We start from the raw sequence: 20,140 nt of genomic DNA, 5'->3' as shown, positions 1-20,140 counted from the left end.
AATATTGAGACTTAAATTTTGAATGTTCGTCGTGTTCCGATCGCTTTGCGCTTATTTCTCACAGTGTTACTCACGACCTTGCTGATCGCAACGATTAGCTTAGGCGTGTTGCATTGGACGATGCAAAAAAACTTTGCACGTTATGTTGCTGACGTGGAAATGCAGAAGTTGGATCGTTTGATTGCCAATCTTGGTAACGTTTATAGAATATATCATGACTGGGGCAATGCGATTCAGGCACAAATTTTACAAATTGAAGGAACCGCCGCACCTGATGATTATGATCGTCTTTCACAGTGGTGGTTGCGTAGACAATATGATATTGCTTTACAACAACGTTATTTTAATGAACACACATTGTTAAACCTTTCACCAACGTTGACGCAAAATAATGCCGAGATCAGAAGTCGTCAGATCTTTAATGAAGAAGAATTACAGGTTTTAAAACAGAATTTACCATCAGAATATCAACCTTTTGAGGGGTTGCGTTTTCCACTCAGTCCAAGCCAATTTCGTTTGAAAAAAGAAGGCTCGGAGGACGAACAAGAAAACAAAACCAACAGTGCTAATGTAAATACGCAAACGAAAAAGCGTTTTGTATCAATACCTGATCGTTTAGGATTAAGCTCTCGTCTATCGTTATACAATGAAAATCAACAATTCATTGTGGGTGAACCATCATCGGATCAGTTGTCGTATCGTCCTATCATTGTAGATGAAAAGGTAGTGGGTTATCTCGGTCTGAAACCTGTTTTAGATCAGGATGATGCTTCTAGTATCAATTTCTTTAGTAACCAAAAGCGTTATTTATTTTTGGTTTATGTGCTGACTGTATTATCGAGTCTGGTGGCTGCATTGTTAATGGCAACCTATTTTAAAAAGCCAATTCAGCGCTTGCTTAAGGCAACTTTAGAGTTGACCAGAGGTAATTATCAGCATCAGGTGATGATTAAACGAAATGATGAGTTAGGGGATTTATCAAATCAGTTGAACCATTTGGCTGATATTCTGCATCAACATGAACAATCTCGCCGTCAGTGGGTGGCTGATACTTCACATGAGTTAAAAACACCATTGGCCGTATTGCAAGCACAGATTGAAGCGATGCAGGATGGAATTCGAAAAGCGACACCAGAACATCTTGAGGCAATGATGCGTCAAGTATCCAGTTTAAAGAAACTAACTCAGGACCTAGCAGATTTAGCGCAGGCGGAAGCACAACAACTGAAATGTTATTTTGCTGAAGTCAATCCTTGGGATGTCGTACTACAAGAAGTGGAAAATTTTAAATCGACTTTTGAGCAACATCAGCTCGAAGTTGAATTATTAGGTGAGGGGGCATTGTTGTCCTTAGATCGTGATCGTTTTAAACAGATTATCGTGAATTTATTAGGAAACTGTGTGCGTTATACCGAAAAAGGCGGAAAAATACAGATTCACACTCAACAAGATCAACAACAATGGATATTGTATGTGGATGATAGTCCTTTGGGGGTGAGTGATGAGCAATTGGCACGTCTTGGTGAGCGATTCTATCGGGTTGATGATTCACGTACACGCAGTACAGGCGGTACAGGTTTAGGCTTGGCACTCTCGACTAAACTCGCACAAGCATTAGGTGGTGCACTGACGTTCGAGCATTCCCCATTAGGTGGATTACGCTGTGTACTCACGTTCCCAAAACAAATTAAATAACGTCGTAGTCCTCGGTTTGAGGATCGTAAAATAGGATGAAAATCATGAAACATATAATGTTGGTGGAAGATGAGGTTGAACTGGCTCAGCTCGTTCGTGACTATTTAGAAGCTGCTGGTTTTGAAGTGAGCATGTTTCATGATGGTCAAGATGCTTATACCCAATTTCAGCAACGCAAACCAAGTTTGATGATCTTGGATCTCATGGTGCCACGTATGGATGGTTTGACTATTTGCCGTAAAGTGCGCGAGCAGTCAGATTTACCGATTATTATGGTAACCGCACGAACTGAAGAAATTGATCGTGTTTTGGGTTTGAACATGGGTGCTGACGACTATATCTGTAAGCCATTTAGCCCAAAAGAATTAGTTGCGAGAGTACAAGCGGTACTCCGTCGTTTAGAGCGTAAGGCCGAACCAGAGCAAAATGATTTATTCCGTATCGATAAGGCTCAGCAACGTATTTGGTACCAACAAAAAGCACTGACTTTGACACCAACAGAGTTTCGTTTACTTGAGTTATTCTTAGAGCACTTAGGGCAGGTCTATTCGCGTGCACAATTATTAGATCATATTAATCCTGACAGTTTTGATGTGGCAGATCGCGTGATTGATAGTCATATAAAAAACCTGCGTCGTAAGATCTCAGAAGCGGCGGACACAGGCAATCGCCATGAATGGATTCAAGCGGTGTATGGTGTAGGTTATCGTTTTGAATATCCTGAATAATCTAAAAGCTTGCCTTAGAGTCTTAATAAGGCAAGCTTAATCAACATATAAACTTAGAAACAAACCAAGAAACACATGATTTGGGATTTGTCTAAAATTATATTTACACTATCACCATCTTTTGGAATGGTTACGGGTTTTTCAAAGGAAGTACCTTCTTTAATCACATAGCTCCAGTGAGCAATCTGATCATTTGAACCAATATGTTGATTGCCTACATAGACATCGGTTCTTCCTACAACTTCAGTACGGCTAACACTTTTTTCATAAGAAAAATTTGCAACGAGGATGTATTCACCTGCGGGTAGATTAGTGAATTTAAAATGTCCTTGATCATCTAAAATACGTGTAGACATAAAATGTTTAAGAATGTTCTCAGGAATTTGCTCAGGAATCTTTTGGTTGCGCTTAATTTGTTCGTACCATGCTTTAAACTCATCTGTCATCCAGATTAATCCAACTGCTTGACTTCCTTTTGGCGGGTATTGCTTTTTCGCAAGAATTGCACCTTTGTAAAAAGCTTGTCCAGTAATAGTTGAGTTACCCAATGGTCGAATTTCAGCTGTAGCCTGTTTCAATGTTTTGGTTTTGACTGTTTTACCTGCAATACAATCCAGCATGGCATTACGCGCTAGAGCAAGACCGTCATAATCTAAGCTGAAAATGGTTGCATGATTGAGGCGCAATTGTAGATCGTGTTCAGCATCACGCATGGATTTTAGGGTTTGATGAATGTCTCCGGTACTGACTGCAAGTATTCCTGTATTTTGACTCGGTAAAATTTGAGCTTTAAGTGGCGTTGAGGCTAATTTTTTTTGTACCAGTTCAACACGTGCATCTTGAGGGGAGCGGGCTGTTGGGATATTTTTTCCTTGAAACAAAATGGTCGCACTCGACGATTGTTTGGTTGGCCCGAAAATGGAAAAACTAGTCTCTGAATCCTGTAAGGGTATAAATCGAATCGCACAGTTCATGCGAGGTTGTTTTAAGTCTTGTTTTAGTACCCAAGCGCCTAGAGCGGATCTCGAAATTACTTGGGTATCTTCATTTGAGATTGACAATGGGGCGGCGAATGAAGAACAACTAAAACTTAAAAAGACACACGCAAAAATTGTTTTTATTAATATTGTCCGATACATTTTTAAGATCTCATTTATATTTTGCTTATTTTGTCATAGCTACTCATTTCCTAAAAGAGAGGATGGATAACTATCTTAATTTGTTTTGAGTATCTAAATAGTGCTCATTTATTCTAATGGTCTTATCCTGTGGATAACCACAAGTTTATCCACAGAAAATGTGGATATTTTTCTGAGCTTTGTGCTGCTTATATCTACAGTTATTTGGGGGCATTTAGAGCATTATGGGTGGATTACGATTTGAGTATTGTTATCCACCAATTGCCAGATTTCATCCATATCAATATTTCTAACCGCAATACAACCAAGTGTCCAATCTCCCTGAGGAAAATAAGTCATACTGGTTGGTAAATTAAGATATTCCTTTGGCACACTACCATGAATCATAATATCTCCACCTGCAGATCGTCCTTGTTGTTTTGCATAAGCTGTATCATGTTCATTTGGATAGGAAATATGCAACGATTTATAATAGGCACTATTGGGATTGCGCCAGTCGATGCTATATGTCCCTTCAGGTGTTTTTCCATCCCCCTCGAATTGTTTATGACCCAAAGGATTAAACCCTAAGCGCATTGGATACTCACGAATAATCTCGTTGTGATGCTTGAGTTGTAAGATCCGTTGATGCTTAAACACTTCAATCTTGGTAATCGGGGTGTTGTCTCTAATGTATATGATTTCCTCGTCGGATAATGATTGTGGCATGACAGAGCCTGTCGGCATCATTGTGCTTGGAATATAGGCTCTGTAAACATATAGCCCTATCCCAATCAGCAAAATAATGATACTGGCACATATCGCTATCCAAGGTTTCATTGTTTTTATTCCTTTTGTATATTGATCCTTTAGGACGAACAACTCACAGAAATCTCAGGGACGTCACTCGGCAAAGGAGCAATATCTTCAGCCGTTTCTAGATCAGGTTGTTTGCTATAAGGTAGATTCAGTAGCTTAAACAAACGATCAACTTCGCTAAAATCTCCACGCTCTGCAAGCTCGATGGCTTTTTGCGCCATATGATTGCGTAATACATAGTGTGGATTTGCTTGTTGCATAGCGTGATCTAATGCGTCGATATCCTGATGTTTACGTATCTCTTGATATTGTTGGAGGAAGGCATCAAATTGACGTAAATCCAAACAATCATCGCGTAGTATTTTATATTCCTGATTTTGTAAGCGAATAAAACTTTGAGTGTAGTCGAGTTGTTCTGTTTGAAGAATTCTCAAGAATGCAAAACTACAATCCAGACTATCTTTGTGGAAATGAGGCAATCCCATCTTTTGACATAAACCTTGGCCGTAATGCTCCAAGAAAATAGGCTCAAATTGTTCCAGACATTTTGCTAAATCCAGTTTGAACTGTTCTTTATTTTCAGATGTTGCGAGAGGAATTAGATTATTTAACCAAGTCCAAAGATTCCAATGGCCAATGCTTGGCTGATTTTGATAGGTGTATCGACCTTGATAGTCTGAATGGTTATTGATCCAGTTTGGACGGAAGCGTTCCATAAATCCATAAGGACCAAAATCCAAAGTTGAACCTGTAATATTTAAATTATCGGTATTCATCACCCCATGCGCAAAACCAACCAGTTGCCATTTTGCGATCATGATAGCGGTATGCTCAATCACTTTCTGGGCAAAAGCAAGAATTGGATTATCTGCATCTAAGCATTCTGGATAGTGCCATTCGATACACTTCTGCGTGAAATTAGCTAAAAGTGCTGGTGCGTATTGGTTAATCCACTCGAAATGACCGAAACGAATATGGCAGTCAGATGTACGCAATAGCATTGCACCGAGTTCTAAGGTTTCACGTTGTACGCCTTGGGATGAGGTGGTGAAGCCTACAGCATGACTCGATGCGACACCAAGTGCATTTAACGCATGTCCAGCAAGATATTCACGAATCACGGAACGTAATACAGCTCTTCCATCACCCATACGAGAGTAGGGCGTAGAGCCTGCTCCTTTTAGATGAAGGTCTATGGTTTGTCCATGCTGATCTAGGATTTGTCCGATCAGCAATCCTCGCCCATCACCCAATTGACCTGCCCACTGTCCGAATTGATGCCCTGCATAAACCATAGCTAAAGGAGGAAACTCAGCAAAGGTTTTTTGTCCACTACAAATCTCAACCCAGTTGGCTTTATCCTCTGCACTCCATTGTAATTCATCGGCTAAGGCTTCATTGAAATGACCTGCTTTAGCACCGCGTAATGGGCTTGGTTGCTGTTGATGAAAAAGCTTTGTATCGAGAGAAGAGTAGCGTGGATTAAACTGCATAAGAGAAGCATCAAAAGTATGAGCGAAGAATGACTATAGCAAATTTTCAGCTCAGCAGCGATGAGAAGCAGGGGCGGATTTGCACCTGATAGATATAAAAAATGGCCTCTTTAAAGAGACCATTTTTTATCATTTATGTTTACTCAGAAACAGGTGCTTTTTTGATATTACGCATTAAAGTTTCTAAGCACTCACGATGATGAGCAAGACGATGCTCAAGTAATTGGAAATCAACTTTTAATTTATGGTCGATTTGATGAATCTTTTCTGCCATCGCTGCTTTCTTAGCTTGTAGCTCTTGCTCTTTAAGCTTTGCCCAATCATTTAATGTATGGGTAAATGCTTCGTATTCTTGAGCAATACGTTGCTTCATTTGCACGATATCTGTGTTTACATCATGTCCATAAATGGCCAAGTCTTGTTCAGCATATTTAAATTTCATCGCTAACTCAGCTTTTTGAATATTAAAGCTCGGAATACGACGTAAATTTTTAGCTAGACCTAATTTAGAGCTGGTCCAAATTAACCATTTTGTTGGGTCATATTGCCACCATTTCACACCATTGCGATAGTCGTATTGGAAAATATGATGGTAATTGTGATAACCCTCACCCCAAGTGAAAATCGCTAAGACGAAGTTGTCTCGTGCCGTATTTTCATCAGTATAAGGACGTTTGCCCCACATATGACAGAGGGAGTTAATAAAGAAGGTAACATGATGACTGATAATCAAGCGCAGCAGACCACCTAGTAGAACTACGCCCCAAATATCACCAACAGCCCAGCCAATACCACCCAATAAACCAACATGAACCGCAATGACCATCGGGACATAGTACTTGTGTTGGAACATCACAAGTTTGTCATTGAGCAAATCTGGTGAGTTTTTGAAATCAGGTTGAGACGGTGAATGATCGCGGATCATCCAACCTAAATGTGCATACCAAAAACCACGTTTGATCGAGTATGGGTCTTGATCTACATCATCGACATGACGGTGATGGGTACGGTGTCCAGAAGCCCAGAACAGAATACTGTTTTGAACGGCAAAAGTTCCACCAATCATCAATAGAATTTTTAAGGGTAAAGATGCTTCATAAGCACGATGTGCCCATAAGCGATGGTAACCCGCTGTGATGCCTAAACTACTCAATGCTAAGAGGAAGAATAAACTTACCCATGCGCTTACACTAAAATCATAATAATAAGCGTATAAAGGAATTAAAATAGCAGCAAGAATTGGGGTTCCAATTAAGGTAATGCTAGCAGTCCAGTTAATGGGTGCTTTTTTGAGTGGGGCGGAATTCATATCCGGCAGCGCTCCTAACAACCTTGTTTGCACAAGATAATAAAACTAAACGAGATAGCAAGACCAATCTTTACGATATATTGCTATTTTAGTCCTGATATTAGCATGCTCAAATCAATAAGCACTAGTATTATTCTACAGTTGTATCGAAAGAACAGTAACAGAATTCGTTTGCCGAACAGGCTAATTTATTAAAAGGTGAAATAAATCAATGTCTGAGCAAATTATCGTGAAAAATCCTATTTTCTCTATAAAGGCATTTGTTCACAAAACTTTAATATTTTCTAGTGTTTTGATGGTGGCTGCTTGCCAGAGCCAACCTTCAAAAGTGCAAAAAAATACTTTACAACCTAAACCGTCACATACACTTCCACCGATGCAGGTTCGTAAGAGTAGTGATGGAGTTCAAGATGTAGACTGGCAAATTACCACCATCCAAAACAAGCGGGCGTTATTCTTTAACCAATATCCAAGTTTTACTTTAAACTCTGTGAGCAAAAGTGTATCTGGGCATACTGGATGTAATAATATTTATGGGCGTTATAGCTATGATTTTGCTCAACGTAAACTTGATTTCGATGTGAGAGCAGGGCATTACAGTTGTAATAAGTCTTTGGCACAAGAAGCAGAGTTGATGGATGCGATTCAGCGAGTCGAGCGTTTTCAATATGATGGAACCAACCTCTATCTATTGGATGCTAGAGGGCAACGCTTAATACAAGCACAACGTAAGAAATGATAAAAAATGGTGGAGTGGTCTCCACCATTTTATTGTGAAAAATGCTGCAACATTGTTTGGGGAGTATCCGTAATCAAACCTTGAATATCAAGTTGTTGTAAATGAATTGCACGTTCAACATCATTTACTGTCCAAACACTAATATCTAATCGTGCTTGTTGGGTGAGTTGAATGATTTCATCTGTTGCGAGCTGATCTTTCCAACCGATTTGATGACATTGATATTGATGTGCAAGTTCGATTGCATATTCACCGATTGGAACTTCGACCAAGAGTCCTCGTTTAAAAAGACTTTGATGTTGTTGTAATGCATCTAAAATTTTTATATCAAAGCTGGTAATGGTTGCTGTTTTTTCAAAACCTTGTAGTTCTTGCTGTAGTTTTATAATCAGCCGTTCAGCCGCAGCCTCATCAACGACTGATTTTACTTCAACTTCGATATGCTCAAAGTCGATTAAACAATCCATAACCTGCTTTAAACTCGGCGTAAATTCCTCAGTTTTCCAGTCTTGCCACTGATGGCGATGATCAAATTGTTGGGCTTCTAGCAGATTACAACTTTCTACATGTTGTAAGCGACCGGCAGTACGAACAAAATCATCATCATGAATTACGATGAGTTGGTCATCTTTAAGCTGACGAACGTCAAACTCGACTGCACGAATGCCAAGCCCATGCAGATAGCGGAATCCACCTAAGGTATTTTCAGGCGCTTCACCACGCGCACCACGATGACCAATAATTCGCATCTTTATTCACCTTGGAAATAGTTATGCTGGATCGATACTGTCATTAATGTTTTTTTGCCACAGCACTTCGTTACCACCTTCGGCACGTTGCAAGGCACGTGAGGCAACAAACAACCAGTCGGATAAACGATTCAGTAATTGTAAGGCTGTGGCTTGGATATTTTGGTCACGATTGTGTACCGACAATAAAGCACGTTCAGCACGACGACATACTGCACGGGCTTGATGTGCATAGCTACATGCCAAACTTCCTGATGGTAAAATGAAGTCTTTTAACATCGGTAAAGACTCATTCATGTGATCAATTTCTTGTTCCAGAAAATCGATACATACGGGTTGAAGTAAATGATAGTTTGGAATGCAGACTTCACCGCCTAAATCAAATAACCAATGTTGAATCAAGCTTAAACTTTTATCCCAATGCGCTTTATTTTCAATTTGGCTGGCACTGATTTGTGCGCGAAGTACACCAATAGTTGCATTGAGTTCATCGACATCACCGAGCGCAGCAATGCGTAAATCATCTTTTGCAACGCGGGAACCATCTCCCAGACCTGTGGTACCTGAGTCACCTGTACGTGTATAGATTTTACTTAAACGATGTCCCATAGTTTTGTTTCTCTGATCCTGAAAATAAAAAGGGGATAATGTCGGTCAGAACATTACCCCGAAACTGGAGTGAAGAAAATGTTTTTATTATTTTAGCGCACGATTAATAACGGAAGGTGACTCCTGCTGAAGCTTGACGGCCGCCATTGATGTAATACACACCATTGCCGTTATAAGCAGTTTTGTAGTTTACATCACCGATATTTTCGATATTAGTAAAGATTTTTATCATTTGTGTCGGCTGCCAATATGCATTTACGTTAGTCGTAACATAACCTGGTGTTGTGGTTGGGGTTGTGGAAGGCCAGTCTGCAAAATCTTTAGATTTAGATTTAGCAACGATAGATGCTGAAATACCGTAGATTCCATCATCCCAACCAGTGGTTAAAGTCAAACTTTGTTTCGGGCGGCGATTTAACTCTTTATTTGTTTCGTCATCTTTGGCTTGAACGTAGGCATATGTTGTATTTAAAAACAATTCATCCTGTTGCCATTTAAATGACGCTTCGCCACCTGTGAACGTTGCCTTGTTAACATTGATTAGCTTACCTGCTTGGAGGCTAATTAAATTATCAACTTTATTACGGTAAACAGATAAACCTAAATCAATACCGTAGTTTAGTTTTTGATCCACACCAATTTCATAAGAAAAACTTTCTTCTGGTTTTAGGTCAGGATTAGCACCCCAAGACATTGCATATAAATCATTTGTGGTTGGAGCACGGAATGCAGAACCAATATTCGCATAAACACTTGTAAGTGGTAATATTTGGTATCTGATCGCACCTTGACCTACGGTATGTGAGCCAAACTTTTCGTTATCTTCAACACGAACACCAACTTGAGTTTCTATACCATTTTGTTGATATTGATGCTGGAGAAAATAACCGACGGTATCTACAGATTCTTTGTATTTAACGTCTTCTCCACCCCAAAGATTTTTTGAGTACACATCACCTTTAATATCTTTGTATGTTGAACCCACTAAAATATTTTGAGTAGGGGTCATTTGCAATTTCGTATAAAGTTCAGCTTCTTGTGTAGTGCTGTAAACGTAGTCTGGTGAGTTATTTTGGTTCAAATCATCTTTGAACTGAGATAAGCGAGCGTGAATAGCTACATTATCAAGAATATTTACACGACCTTTTATGTTAATCACTTCATTTTTGAAGTCTTGAGAAACTAAGTTGCCATAGTTGTCATAGTCACTATAGCCTTCGTTTTCACTATAGTCGACAGACGCTGCAAATTGCTCTTTTTCAACACCAAATTTTGCACTATAGCCTTTTTGATCAAAGCTCGCTTTTTTATTGTCTTTTGCATCAGTCACTGGAGTGCCATCAGTTTCTAAGCGTTGCCCACGAATTTGAGCATAAAAACCATTTTCAGCAAGATCTGCACCAATGACTGATTTATACGTTTTGTTCTCGCCAATTTCACCAGTAACAAATGCTGAGTTTTTTTCTGGAGTTTTTGAGATCAACTGAATTACACCACCTATCGCATCTGCACCATATAGAACAGATGCTGGACCTTTTAACACTTCAATTTGTTTAATATCAGTCGTATCGATAAATGGTAATGATGCTGCGCCAGATGTATTTGAGTTAAGACGGACCCCATCTCTTAATAATAGGGTTTGATTTGTTTTAGTGCCGCGTAAGAAAATTTCCGTATATTGCCCATAGCCACCGCTTTGTACCATATTGATCGAAGCATCTGTTTGTAATAATTGCGGTAAAGAAGCAATAGGAGATTGCTCAAGAATCTTCGGTTCAATAATATTGATGCGCGCTGGAACTTCGCTAATTTTTTGTTCACTACGAGAAGCAGTTACAACAATTGTATCTAACGTTGCAGTTTTATTTGTTGATTGCTCTTGAGCAAAAGCAGGTGAAGAAAACCCCATCGCAATAGCGATAGCACCAACGAGGCGAGTTGGTTGAAAGACAGTAGACATGCGTACTCCAGACATTCACCCGTCGTGAATGATAATGTGGAAATAAACAACAAGCAGGTCTCCGGACTTCACTATATCATCACAAGAATGATGCTATTAATCATCTTCCCACATCATTCAGATGCAGTGATTTGGCGTTTAGCTAAGATTAATAATACGGTGTTACCGTTGCGAGGGCAGTGTTGGAATTCCACCAACTTCCCTATAAGCAAAAGAATTTGCTTTAGACTTGTTGCAAGATTACGCAAAGTATAAAGTGTTAACGTTTTTTAAACAATTGCATTTCGAAATCAACTTTCCCCCAACTGGGTCAAATTGCTTTACAATGCGAAAGTTTTAAAATATTCAAATTAAAATTGGACAGAGCATGCGCCAACATCAACTGCGAACTCGCGCCAAAATTTGTGGTATTACTCGACTACAAGATGTTCAAGCTGTAGTACAAGCAGGGGCGGATGCAATCGGTTTTGTATTTTTTCCGCCAAGCCCTCGTCATGTCAGTATTGAACAAGCAAAGGTATTGGCAAATGCAGTACCCGCTTATGTTCAGTTGGTTGGTTTATTTGTAAATGCAAGCGTAGAAGAAATACAAACAGTGCTTGATTCAGTTCCTTTGGATGTATTACAACTGCATGGAGATGAAACTCCTGAACAGTGCCAACAGATTGCTCAGCAATGTAAACGTCGTTGGTACAAAGCGATTCAGGTTAAACCTGATTTAGATATTTTGACCGAAATTCAACGTTATCAAGCTGTCGGAGCTAGTGCTGTTCTCTTGGATGCATGGCATCCTGAATTAAAAGGTGGCACTGGTCATTGCTTTGATTGGAATAAATTCCCTCAAATTGAAATTCCACTAATCTTGGCAGGGGGCTTAACCCCTGAAAATGTGAGTGAAGCTATTGATACTACAGCGGCTTTTGCTGTAGATGTCAGCGGAGGCGTCGAGTCCGCAAAAGGTATAAAAGACCAACAACTCATTGAAAAATTTATGCAAGGAGTCCAACGTGGATCAGCAAAACCTTAGTCAACAAAATCAGGCGATTGACTACACCCAGTTTCCAGATGCTCAAGGGCATTTTGGTATTCATGGTGGGCGTTTTGTGTCAGAAACGCTTATGGCTGCACTTGAAGACTTAGAAAGTCTTTATGGTCGTATGAAAAATGATGCTCAGTTTCTAGCAGAGTTTGATCGTGATCTTGCGTTTTATGTTGGTCGTCCTAGTCCTCTTTATTATGCTGAGCGATGGTCCCAGCACCTCGGTGGTGCGCAAATTTACCTGAAACGTGAAGACCTGAATCATACAGGTTCGCACAAAGTGAACAACACCATTGGTCAAGCGTTATTGGCAAAGTTGTCAGGCAAGAAGCGTATCATCGCGGAAACAGGTGCAGGTCAACACGGTGTGGCGACAGCTACAATCGCCGCACGGTTGGGCATGGAATGTGTGGTGTATATGGGCGCTGAAGACGTAAAACGTCAAGCCATGAATGTATACCGTATGCGTTTGTTGGGTGCGACCGTAGTTCCAGTGCAAAGTGGTTCAAAAACATTGAAAGATGCCATGAATGAAGCGATGCGTGACTGGGTAACCAATGTTGATAGCACCTATTATGTGATTGGAACGGTTGCAGGGCCACATCCATATCCGCAACTTGTACGTGATTTCCAGTCGATTATTGGTCGTGAAGCGCGCCGTCAAATCCAAGAGCAAGCAGGGCGTTTACCTGATGCTTTGGTCGCTTGTGTGGGTGGTGGTTCAAATGCGATGGGCTTGTTCTATCCATTCTTGAATGATCAAGATGTGAAAATGTATGGTGTTGAAGCCGCAGGTTATGGCATTGAAACGGGTAAACACTCTGCGCCATTGAATGCTGGTCATGTGGGTGTTTTACATGGTAACCGTACTTATTTGATGTCAGATGCGCAAGGTCAGATCATTGAAACACACAGTATTTCTGCGGGTCTGGATTATCCAGGCGTAGGTCCTGAGCATAGTTTCCTCAAAGATATGAACCGTGTGGAATATGTGCCAATTAATGATGATGAGGCCTTACAAGGTTTCCGTGATTTGACTAAGATTGAAGGGATTATTCCTGCGCTAGAAAGCTCACATGCGATGGCTTATGTCACCAAACTTGCGCCAACCATGTCAAAGGATCAGATCATTATTGCAACGGTTTCAGGCCGTGGTGATAAAGACTTGATGACGGTTGCACGTATTGATGGTGTTGAAATGGTTGAGATGTAAATCTCACTGAAAAAATAGGGAGGCATTTGCCTCCCTATTTTTTGTAGAGCTATGGGATTAGTTTGATTCGATCTGTCTTTGGTGCGGTCAGTGGAGAGTTCTGGCTGATATAACGCTCTAACACGTCAATATCTTGACCTCCCCCAATAGGATTTTTACCCTGTTTTAAAACCGTGAAGTTATCACCACCATCGGCAATAAAGCTGTTCACAGTAACGCGATAAGTCTGGGTATCGACCAATGCTTGTCCAGCAATCATAATATTGCTAGCACGAGGTGATACTGAAGCATCTTGTTTATAGGAATAACTCAATTCTTTCGATGGTTGTAGTATTCGAGGAGTGCCTGCATTTGCCCCAGACCATTGTTGTTCTAATAGTTCACGGATTTGTTTGCCTGTTAAGCTGAGTGTGACCAACGAATTTCCAAAGGGTTGGACACTGAACACATCCCCAAAGGTGATTTGATTATTGCTATTTATCAATAGATCTGCGCGGACGCCGCCCGGATTCATCAAGGTAAAATCTGATCCTTGGTTGCTGGCTGCAAGCGCTGCTGCTTGTTGCGCATCTGCAATCAAATTACCCAACGCAGTTTCGCCGCTCTCAGTACGATTGCGATCAATTACACTGGTTGCTGAGCCGACCACACGTGCAGAAATGGTCGCTACCGCAGGGCGATATTTATCTAAAATTGCTTCAATGCTCGGTGTTTTGCTAAATTTTTGATAAAGATCTGTGAGGTTGACTGTCGTTGTACCAGAGGTATAGCTTTCACTTTGTACAGGAACTTGAGAAGCATCTTTTTTGATGACATCACCAGTTTTTCCATCGAGTTCAAGTTGGATATTGGTAATGATCGTGCCGTATTGACCTGCTGAGGTGAGTAGAAAAGGTTTGGCTGGATTTTTGGTTGCATAATCACATATATAGGATTGATGGGTGTGACCAGAAACAACGACATCTACGGCTGGATCGAGACGTTCAAGCACGTCGATCAGTGGCCCACTCAGACCTTCACATGTTTTTTGATTAAACTTGGTACTTGGAGCCACTCCTTCGTGTACCACCATCACAATTGCTTCAATACCTTGTTTTTTTAATTCTGGAATCAACGCATTGACGGTATCTGCTTCGTCATGGAAATTTACATCGGTAATACCTGCCGCAGAAACAATACTTGGCGTCGCTTCGAGTGTTAAACCAATGAAGGCGACTGGAATACCGCCATACGTTTTGACTTTATAAGCTGGGAACAACGTCTTTTGGGGATCAGCTTTCATCGAAACATTGGCTGCCAAAAATTCAAACTTTGCTCCTGAGAAGTTTGGATTAATTTGACAAGGTTTTGTGGTGGTGTACTGTTGGCAACCACCATTTTGTAAGCGGCGAAGTTCATCTGTCCCACGATCAAACTCATGGTTTCCAACGGCATTGAAATCAATTTGAATATCATTCATTGCTTCAATGGTAGGTTCATCTAAAAATAGTGATGAAATTAATGGTGAGGCACTAATCAAATCGCCAGCAGAAACGACCGCATTATTTGGATATTGGGCACGAAGTTTCTTAATTGCATCGGCAAAATAACTGACACCACCAACGGGAATGCGTACTGTTTGACTATGATCATGTGGATCTTCAGCTTCAATAAACCGCTTCGGTGGCTCTAAATTTCCATGGAAGTCGTTGAAAGCAAGCACGTTAATCGTTTGATTTTTACGTTCAACTTTGGGTGACTGTTTATCATCATTGTCATTACAAGCAGTGAGTGCCAATAACATGACGCACAATGCATTTACCTTAAAAATAGTACGTGTTTTCATGATTTTTTGATCAAGTGGTATAAGATTGTTTTTAAAGATAAAAGATCAGTATGAACCTTTGATGAAATAGTGAGCGATGATGGCTGTGCGTAGGTAGTACATCGATTTGGGGGTTACATCCAAGGAATTAATATTGATGCAAAAATGATAGTCAATTGTACAATTTACCGTCTATTATTGGCTTGGATGTGATTAAGCAACACGAAGCTGCAAAATCAAGGAACGAAAAATGGATTTGATACAAGCCAATGGTCAGCCGCGTTATGGGCGTTTCGATCAAGTACCATCACGAATTAATATCGACGACTATATTTATAAAACACCTTATGGTCAGGTGCTGAAAGGGTGGCGTAAGCACCTTAAGTATAAAAAATTCAAATTCTGTGGTTTGCAACATGCGCATTTTAGTATTGGAATTGCGATCGTTGATTTATCGTGGGCTGGCCATGGTTTTTTCTATGTTTACGACCATCTATCGGGCAAAGTCATCGAGTGGAATGCAATTCAACCTTTGGCGATCAATACACAACTTGATGAACAACCACTATTTAGCCAAAGTCATTTTAAAAAATCGTCTTATCAGTTTGACATGCAACATGCCAATGGTGTGCGCTATATTCAAGTCACGAAATATGGCGAGATACAACTGAAAGCGCGTATTTTTTGTGCTGGAACAGATGCACTGAGTTTATGTAGTCCGACAGGCATTAATGGTTGGACGTACACCCAAAAGCAAACAACGCTGGCGGTCGAGGGATTTTTTATTAGTCCTGATCAGCAACGGATAGAGTTCGATGCCCAAAGTCTGGCTGCTTTAGATGATACTTGCGGTTTTTTACGACCAGAAACGGCTTGGTTTTGGTTGTCCTGTCAATTTCGTGATGCTCAAGGGCGTCGGATTGGGCTTAATCTTGCATCAGGTGTCAATGAAAGTTTTGGCAATGAAAATGCGTTATGGGTGGATGGACGTTTATATCCACTCACAGATGTTTTATTTGAACAGCAGAATGAAAAAACGTGGTCGATTCGTTCTTTGGGTGGCTGTTTAAACTTAGTCATCGAAACAGGTTGGTGTCGTTTTGAAAATATTAATCTACGTTTAATCGGCAGTCAGTTTAATCAATGGCAAGCCAAAGTCAGTGGTACGATAGAACGTGAACAAATTGAATTGGTGCAGTTGGATCAGCAATATGGCTTGTTAGAACAGCATTATGCGAAGTGGTAAAAAGAAATAAAAATCCCCTAACTTAAAGGGGATTTTTCGATAAAGGATAAATTAAAGGCCTGCTTGCCAAAAAGCTTCACCCGCAGCAATTGGATCATTGGTCTTAGCCAAAGTATCAATCCAGACATCGTATTGACGAATCACAGGGTGTTGATTTGGATGGAAGTCTTTTTTAAACCAATCGCTATATTGTGCTCTTTTTGCCGTTAAAATGCCGTTACGACCAAAGAACCATGGCAAACCTTTACGCGCTAAATCAATACGTTGCCTTAGATTAAAACCATCTTTTTTCAACATTACATCAGTACGATAGAGTGTAAAACCAAACATGAGTACAGTGGTAAATACTAAAGCAAAACGACGAGTTGCTTCAGGCACTTCACCAACTTCACGCATCACATCAAAAGCAACATCTCGATGTTCCATTTCTTCAATCGCATGCCAAGCAAAAAGTGCTCTTACGAAAGGATCCGCCTCTGCCAAAGTTTCTTTTTTGCTATAGAACGTTTCTGCCATCAGTGCAGTTAAATGCTCTGCAGCGGCAGTCATGGCGATGTTGTATTGAGGGGAGCGATACTTTAATTCAAACTTAAAAATTTTCTTTAAACGATCAGTGAACTGCTCAACAGGCATACCTTGTTGTTTCATGATCTGATTCATTTTGTCATGAGCGATACCGTGTTGAGCTTCTTGACGGATAAAATCAGCGACACGTTCTTGTAAGTTTGGATCTGTAATCTTGTCACGGAATAGACGAACACATTCAATAAAATAGCGCTCACCATCTGGAAAAGTGAGGCTCAATGCATCAAACATACGGGTACGAAATGGATCGCCACCAAACCAAAAGCGAGGAGCTTGGTCTAGATGGAAATCTAATTTTGTTCTAACGACTGGATCAACCTGATAGGAAACATGTGCATTCATTTGTACGATTCCTTGCCTTTTTCATAGATTCAGTATGGGAAAAGTCCGACGAAAAGTTTTGACAGTTTCAGCCAAGTTTTATACAAATAACGACAGATCAGGGTGAGATTGACATATGTCAGTTAAAATTATCATTGGGTATTTGCGATTGTTAAATCGTGTTTTACAACAGGAACATATTGATTTGTCCAAAGTTGCTGTGCCTGAACTTTGGCAAGACTTCTATTCGTGCCTTGAAAATCCTGACCAACAAGATTTTGATGTCGAACGTTATGCTCAATTATTACAGGCGGCTCAACCCTATTTCTCACGCCCAATTACCTTAGTTCTAGCAGAGCGTGCCAATTTGCAAGATCTGGGCTTAATGGGATATCTAGCATCAACCAGTTTGGACTTACAACAAGCATTACAACTTTTACAGCGCTATTATTCTCTGATTTTTAAGCAGACCAATTTAGAGCAACTCAATGTCCAGCAGTTTTCTGACTACATTCAAATTGTTTGGAGTGCTTCATATCCAGATTATCGTGAAATGTATGAGCTGAATTTGGCATTGCTTTTTAAGATAGCGCAATCCATTGTTCAAGATACTTTACATCCACCACAAATGATTCAATTTGGCTATACACCACATACTGCTTTGTTTCATTTTGAGAAATTTTACGGCTGTCCAATCCAAGTTCAATCAGGGCAATATGCAATACGTTTTTCAAATCAGATTTTGAAAGCGAAAAGTATCGCTGCTGATCAGCAATTGAATCAAGTGCTATCAACGCAGGCGCAGCAATCGTTAAATCATGTCACTTCTTTCGAGATTCAACAGCAGCAGTTGAGACAAAAAATACAAAGCTTTATTGAGCAAGGATTATTACAACAAGAAGAAGTTTTATCGAGTTATGTGGCAAAACATTTGCATTGTTCTGAACGGACCTTACAACGCCAGCTCAAAGCATATCATTTGAATTTTCAAGATATTTTAGATCAATATCGGTTGGAGCAAAGTAAGCTTTATTTGCAGCAAGGCAAGTCATTTTCTGAGATTGCAGAGCGTTTAAATTACGCAGACCAAAGTGCATTTGGACGAGCATTTAAGCGTTGGACCGGTGTTACTCCGAAACAGTTTTTAAAGACTCTTTAGTCTTAAGCCCTAAAGAGTCTCATATGAATTTTACGATGTTTTTAAGCGCGGGTAATGAAAGACAATTGCGAGAATTGCAAAAATCGCTAATACCCAACAGTAGTAAATATGCCCAATCAGTTCAATTGGCGAGATCTTGGCAATTGAACAAGCCAATAATAATTGTGCGCCATAAGGAATGATCCCTTGAGTTACACAGGAAAAAATATCGAGCAGGGCAGCACTACGTTTAGGATCAATCCCATATTCTTTCGCAACTTCACGCGCCATATCACCTGATAAAATAATCGCCACGGTATTATTGGCAACAAATAAATTTGAAAATATTACCAAAAAGCTGATTCCAAATTCGCCTGCACGTTGGGTTCCAAATTTAAATAAACGTGTAATGGCATAAATGCGCTGGATCAACCATTGTAATCCGCCAGCTTTTTGCATTAATGCCGATAAGCCTCCCAATAGCATGGACAACAATGCAACTTCAAACATTCCGACGAAGCCGTTGTAGATCGAGTCATTGAGTTGCAGTAAATGGAAATCAGGTTTATTGAGTAAGCCCATTATGCCTGACAACACCACGCCAATCATCAGCACAGCCAGTACATGCAATCGGGTAAAGGCCAGAAAGAAAACTGTCAAATAAGGTAATATTAACCAAATATCATAAGGTTTGGTCTGTATAGCCTCAGACTGGTGACTGAGAGAAAAATAAACAATTAAAGTTATAATTGCGGCAGGTAATGCAATCCAAACATTGACCTTAAACTTATCTCTTAATTCAACGTTTTGACTGCGTGTAGCGGCAATGGTCGTGTCGGAGATCATCGATAAGTTGTCTCCAAACATGGCACCACCAACCACTGCACCAATTGCATAGAGGGGCGTAATGTCCGTTGCTTGGGAAAAGCCAAAGGCAATAGGTGCACATGCAGCAATGGTCCCCATTGAGGTTCCCATGGCGGTTGCGATAAAGGCAGCGATGATGAACAGCATAGGCAACACAAATTGTGCTGAAATCAATGAAAGTCCAAGTTGAACCGTTGCATCGACACTCCCGATAGCCCCTGAGACACTGGCAAATGCGCCTGCCAACATAAATACCATGAACATCAGAATCAGATTGGGATGACTTGCGCCTTGGAGAAACTCCTCAATAGCTGTATTAAGTTTTTGCTTGTAGAGCAGTAAAGCTAAGATGATTGCGGGTATGGCTGCAATCGGTGCTTTAATTTGATAAAAGGCAAATTCAGTCCCGATGATTGAATGATAGATACCACTCCCGAGAAAGATGATCAAAAATACCAATAGCGGTAGCAAAGCAAGTGCATTGCTTTGTACTTTTTCCTGAGTGTGGGCAGACATAAAATCAAAAGAAAATTTAAAAAGTGGACATAGTATAAAGGAGCTTGGCTCATTTCTAAAATGTAGAAAGATTGGCTTGAAATTAGGAAGCTTTGATCATTGAGAAAATAACGAAAATATAGATAAATGTGTAGGGGCTGTTGTTAGTGATGACAATCAGCACTGCAATCACGTCAAACTCTGTTCAATGAG

17 protein-coding genes and 1 riboswitch are annotated in these 20,140 nt (G+C 40.3%); of the genes, 7 read left to right on the top strand and 10 right to left on the bottom strand.

Features of this window, described 5'->3' with window-relative positions:
* Window positions 1-18: 18 nt before the first annotated feature.
* Complete coding sequence (gene baeS, locus F927_RS07865; protein WP_005083318.1) at window positions 19-1,695, top strand: sensor histidine kinase efflux regulator BaeS; 1,677 nt, start codon at window positions 19-21, stop codon at window positions 1,693-1,695.
* A gap of 44 nt (window positions 1,696-1,739) precedes the next feature.
* Window positions 1,740-2,423, top strand: coding sequence for a response regulator (locus F927_RS07860; RefSeq protein ID WP_005083316.1), 684 nt, complete (start codon window positions 1,740-1,742; stop codon window positions 2,421-2,423).
* A 53-nt stretch (window positions 2,424-2,476) separates the two neighbouring features.
* Here F927_RS07860 and F927_RS07855 read toward each other — a convergent pair whose 3' ends face one another.
* The 4 genes from F927_RS07855 to F927_RS07840 all read right to left on the bottom strand — a co-directional run bounded on the left by F927_RS07855 (window position 2,477) and on the right by F927_RS07840 (window position 7,162).
* Window positions 2,477-3,562 carry a peptidase associated/transthyretin-like domain-containing protein gene (locus F927_RS07855; protein ID WP_005083314.1) on the bottom strand — a complete coding sequence of 362 codons (1,086 nt, stop codon included), beginning with the start codon at window positions 3,560-3,562 and terminating at the stop codon, window positions 2,477-2,479.
* Between the two features lie 222 nt (window positions 3,563-3,784).
* Window positions 3,785-4,381 carry a L,D-transpeptidase family protein gene (locus F927_RS07850; protein WP_005083312.1) on the bottom strand — a complete coding sequence of 199 codons (597 nt, stop codon included), beginning with the start codon at window positions 4,379-4,381 and terminating at the stop codon, window positions 3,785-3,787.
* Window positions 4,382-4,410: 29 nt separating this feature from the next.
* Window positions 4,411-5,853 carry a protein adenylyltransferase SelO gene (locus tag F927_RS07845; RefSeq protein WP_005083310.1) on the bottom strand — a complete coding sequence of 481 codons (1,443 nt, stop codon included), beginning with the start codon at window positions 5,851-5,853 and terminating at the stop codon, window positions 4,411-4,413.
* Window positions 5,854-5,992: 139 nt separating this feature from the next.
* Window positions 5,993-7,162: an acyl-CoA desaturase gene (locus F927_RS07840; RefSeq protein WP_004640744.1), complete on the bottom strand. Its 1,170-nt coding sequence runs from the start codon at window positions 7,160-7,162 to the stop codon at window positions 5,993-5,995.
* 211 nt (window positions 7,163-7,373) lie between these two features.
* Between F927_RS07840 and F927_RS07835 the strand changes: the two genes are divergently transcribed.
* Window positions 7,374-7,901: an META domain-containing protein gene (locus F927_RS07835; RefSeq protein ID WP_005083308.1), complete on the top strand. Its 528-nt coding sequence runs from the start codon at window positions 7,374-7,376 to the stop codon at window positions 7,899-7,901.
* Between the two features lie 29 nt (window positions 7,902-7,930).
* Here the strand turns inward: F927_RS07835 and F927_RS07830 are convergent, their stop codons facing one another.
* The 3 genes from F927_RS07830 to F927_RS07820 all read right to left on the bottom strand — a co-directional run bounded on the left by F927_RS07830 (window position 7,931) and on the right by F927_RS07820 (window position 11,219).
* Window positions 7,931-8,650 carry a glycerophosphodiester phosphodiesterase gene (locus F927_RS07830; protein WP_005083305.1) on the bottom strand — a complete coding sequence of 240 codons (720 nt, stop codon included), beginning with the start codon at window positions 8,648-8,650 and terminating at the stop codon, window positions 7,931-7,933.
* Window positions 8,651-8,671: 21 nt separating this feature from the next.
* The gene (locus F927_RS07825; RefSeq protein WP_005083303.1) at window positions 8,672-9,259 is read right to left on the bottom strand and encodes a cob(I)yrinic acid a,c-diamide adenosyltransferase; all 588 of its coding nucleotides are present in this window, start codon (window positions 9,257-9,259) and stop codon (window positions 8,672-8,674) included.
* A 103-nt stretch (window positions 9,260-9,362) separates the two neighbouring features.
* Window positions 9,363-11,219: a TonB-dependent receptor plug domain-containing protein gene (locus F927_RS07820; RefSeq protein ID WP_005083301.1), complete on the bottom strand. Its 1,857-nt coding sequence runs from the start codon at window positions 11,217-11,219 to the stop codon at window positions 9,363-9,365.
* 35 nt (window positions 11,220-11,254) lie between these two features.
* Window positions 11,255-11,467: riboswitch (cobalamin riboswitch) on the bottom strand.
* A 119-nt stretch (window positions 11,468-11,586) separates the two neighbouring features.
* On the opposite strand from F927_RS07820, the gene F927_RS07815 reads away from it, so the two are divergent.
* On the top strand, window positions 11,587-12,246 hold the full coding sequence (locus F927_RS07815) for a phosphoribosylanthranilate isomerase (RefSeq protein WP_005083299.1): 660 nt from the start codon (window positions 11,587-11,589) through the stop codon (window positions 12,244-12,246).
* Window positions 12,227-13,471, top strand: coding sequence for a tryptophan synthase subunit beta (gene trpB, locus F927_RS07810; RefSeq protein ID WP_004640735.1), 1,245 nt, complete (start codon window positions 12,227-12,229; stop codon window positions 13,469-13,471). The genes F927_RS07815 and trpB overlap by 20 nt, the downstream gene beginning before the upstream one ends.
* A gap of 49 nt (window positions 13,472-13,520) precedes the next feature.
* Here trpB and F927_RS07805 read toward each other — a convergent pair whose 3' ends face one another.
* On the bottom strand, window positions 13,521-15,296 hold the full coding sequence (locus tag F927_RS07805; protein ID WP_005083297.1) for a bifunctional metallophosphatase/5'-nucleotidase: 1,776 nt from the start codon (window positions 15,294-15,296) through the stop codon (window positions 13,521-13,523).
* Window positions 15,297-15,525: 229 nt separating this feature from the next.
* Here F927_RS07805 and F927_RS07800 point away from each other — a divergent pair, with 229 nt between their 5' ends.
* The gene (locus F927_RS07800) at window positions 15,526-16,521 is read left to right on the top strand and encodes a DUF2804 domain-containing protein (RefSeq protein WP_004640730.1); all 996 of its coding nucleotides are present in this window, start codon (window positions 15,526-15,528) and stop codon (window positions 16,519-16,521) included.
* A 51-nt stretch (window positions 16,522-16,572) separates the two neighbouring features.
* Here F927_RS07800 and F927_RS07795 read toward each other — a convergent pair whose 3' ends face one another.
* A complete protein-coding gene (locus F927_RS07795; RefSeq protein WP_005083294.1) occupies window positions 16,573-17,448 on the bottom strand; it encodes a metal-dependent hydrolase in 876 nt (291 codons plus the stop codon).
* 115 nt (window positions 17,449-17,563) lie between these two features.
* On the opposite strand from F927_RS07795, the gene F927_RS07790 reads away from it, so the two are divergent.
* The gene (locus tag F927_RS07790) at window positions 17,564-18,586 is read left to right on the top strand and encodes an AraC family transcriptional regulator (RefSeq protein ID WP_005083292.1); all 1,023 of its coding nucleotides are present in this window, start codon (window positions 17,564-17,566) and stop codon (window positions 18,584-18,586) included.
* 30 nt (window positions 18,587-18,616) lie between these two features.
* Here the strand turns inward: F927_RS07790 and F927_RS07785 are convergent, their stop codons facing one another.
* Window positions 18,617-19,948 (bottom strand): Na+/H+ antiporter NhaC family protein, encoded by a 1,332-nt coding sequence (locus F927_RS07785; RefSeq protein ID WP_005083290.1) that lies wholly within the window; start codon window positions 19,946-19,948, stop codon window positions 18,617-18,619.
* Window positions 19,949-20,140 lie beyond the last annotated feature (192 nt).

The organism is Acinetobacter haemolyticus CIP 64.3 = MTCC 9819, assembly GCF_000369065.1.
Taxonomy (GTDB): Bacteria; Pseudomonadota; Gammaproteobacteria; order Pseudomonadales; family Moraxellaceae; genus Acinetobacter; species Acinetobacter haemolyticus.
Note: the sequence above shows the minus strand (reverse complement) of the source record. Positions and strands in the feature narration are given on the sequence as shown.

Excerpts from the sequence above, each read along its gene's own strand:
- F927_RS07860 (WP_005083316.1), top strand. The coding sequence starts at position 1,740 with ATGAAACATATAATGTTGGTGGAAGATGAGGTTGAACTGGCTCAGCTC.
- F927_RS07855 (WP_005083314.1), bottom strand. The coding sequence starts at position 3,562 with ATGTATCGGACAATATTAATAAAAACAATTTTTGCGTGTGTCTTTTTA.
- F927_RS07850 (WP_005083312.1), bottom strand. The coding sequence starts at position 4,381 with ATGAAACCTTGGATAGCGATATGTGCCAGTATCATTATTTTGCTGATT.
- F927_RS07845 (WP_005083310.1), bottom strand. The coding sequence starts at position 5,853 with ATGCAGTTTAATCCACGCTACTCTTCTCTCGATACAAAGCTTTTTCAT.
- F927_RS07840 (WP_004640744.1), bottom strand. The coding sequence starts at position 7,162 with ATGAATTCCGCCCCACTCAAAAAAGCACCCATTAACTGGACTGCTAGC.
- F927_RS07835 (WP_005083308.1), top strand. The coding sequence starts at position 7,374 with ATGTCTGAGCAAATTATCGTGAAAAATCCTATTTTCTCTATAAAGGCA.
- F927_RS07830 (WP_005083305.1), bottom strand. The coding sequence starts at position 8,650 with ATGCGAATTATTGGTCATCGTGGTGCGCGTGGTGAAGCGCCTGAAAAT.
- F927_RS07825 (WP_005083303.1), bottom strand. The coding sequence starts at position 9,259 with ATGGGACATCGTTTAAGTAAAATCTATACACGTACAGGTGACTCAGGT.
- F927_RS07820 (WP_005083301.1), bottom strand. The coding sequence starts at position 11,219 with ATGTCTACTGTCTTTCAACCAACTCGCCTCGTTGGTGCTATCGCTATT.
- F927_RS07815 (WP_005083299.1), top strand. The coding sequence starts at position 11,587 with ATGCGCCAACATCAACTGCGAACTCGCGCCAAAATTTGTGGTATTACT.
- F927_RS07805 (WP_005083297.1), bottom strand. The coding sequence starts at position 15,296 with ATGAAAACACGTACTATTTTTAAGGTAAATGCATTGTGCGTCATGTTA.
- F927_RS07800 (WP_004640730.1), top strand. The coding sequence starts at position 15,526 with ATGGATTTGATACAAGCCAATGGTCAGCCGCGTTATGGGCGTTTCGAT.
- F927_RS07795 (WP_005083294.1), bottom strand. The coding sequence starts at position 17,448 with ATGAATGCACATGTTTCCTATCAGGTTGATCCAGTCGTTAGAACAAAA.
- F927_RS07790 (WP_005083292.1), top strand. The coding sequence starts at position 17,564 with ATGTCAGTTAAAATTATCATTGGGTATTTGCGATTGTTAAATCGTGTT.
- F927_RS07785 (WP_005083290.1), bottom strand. The coding sequence starts at position 19,948 with ATGTCTGCCCACACTCAGGAAAAAGTACAAAGCAATGCACTTGCTTTG.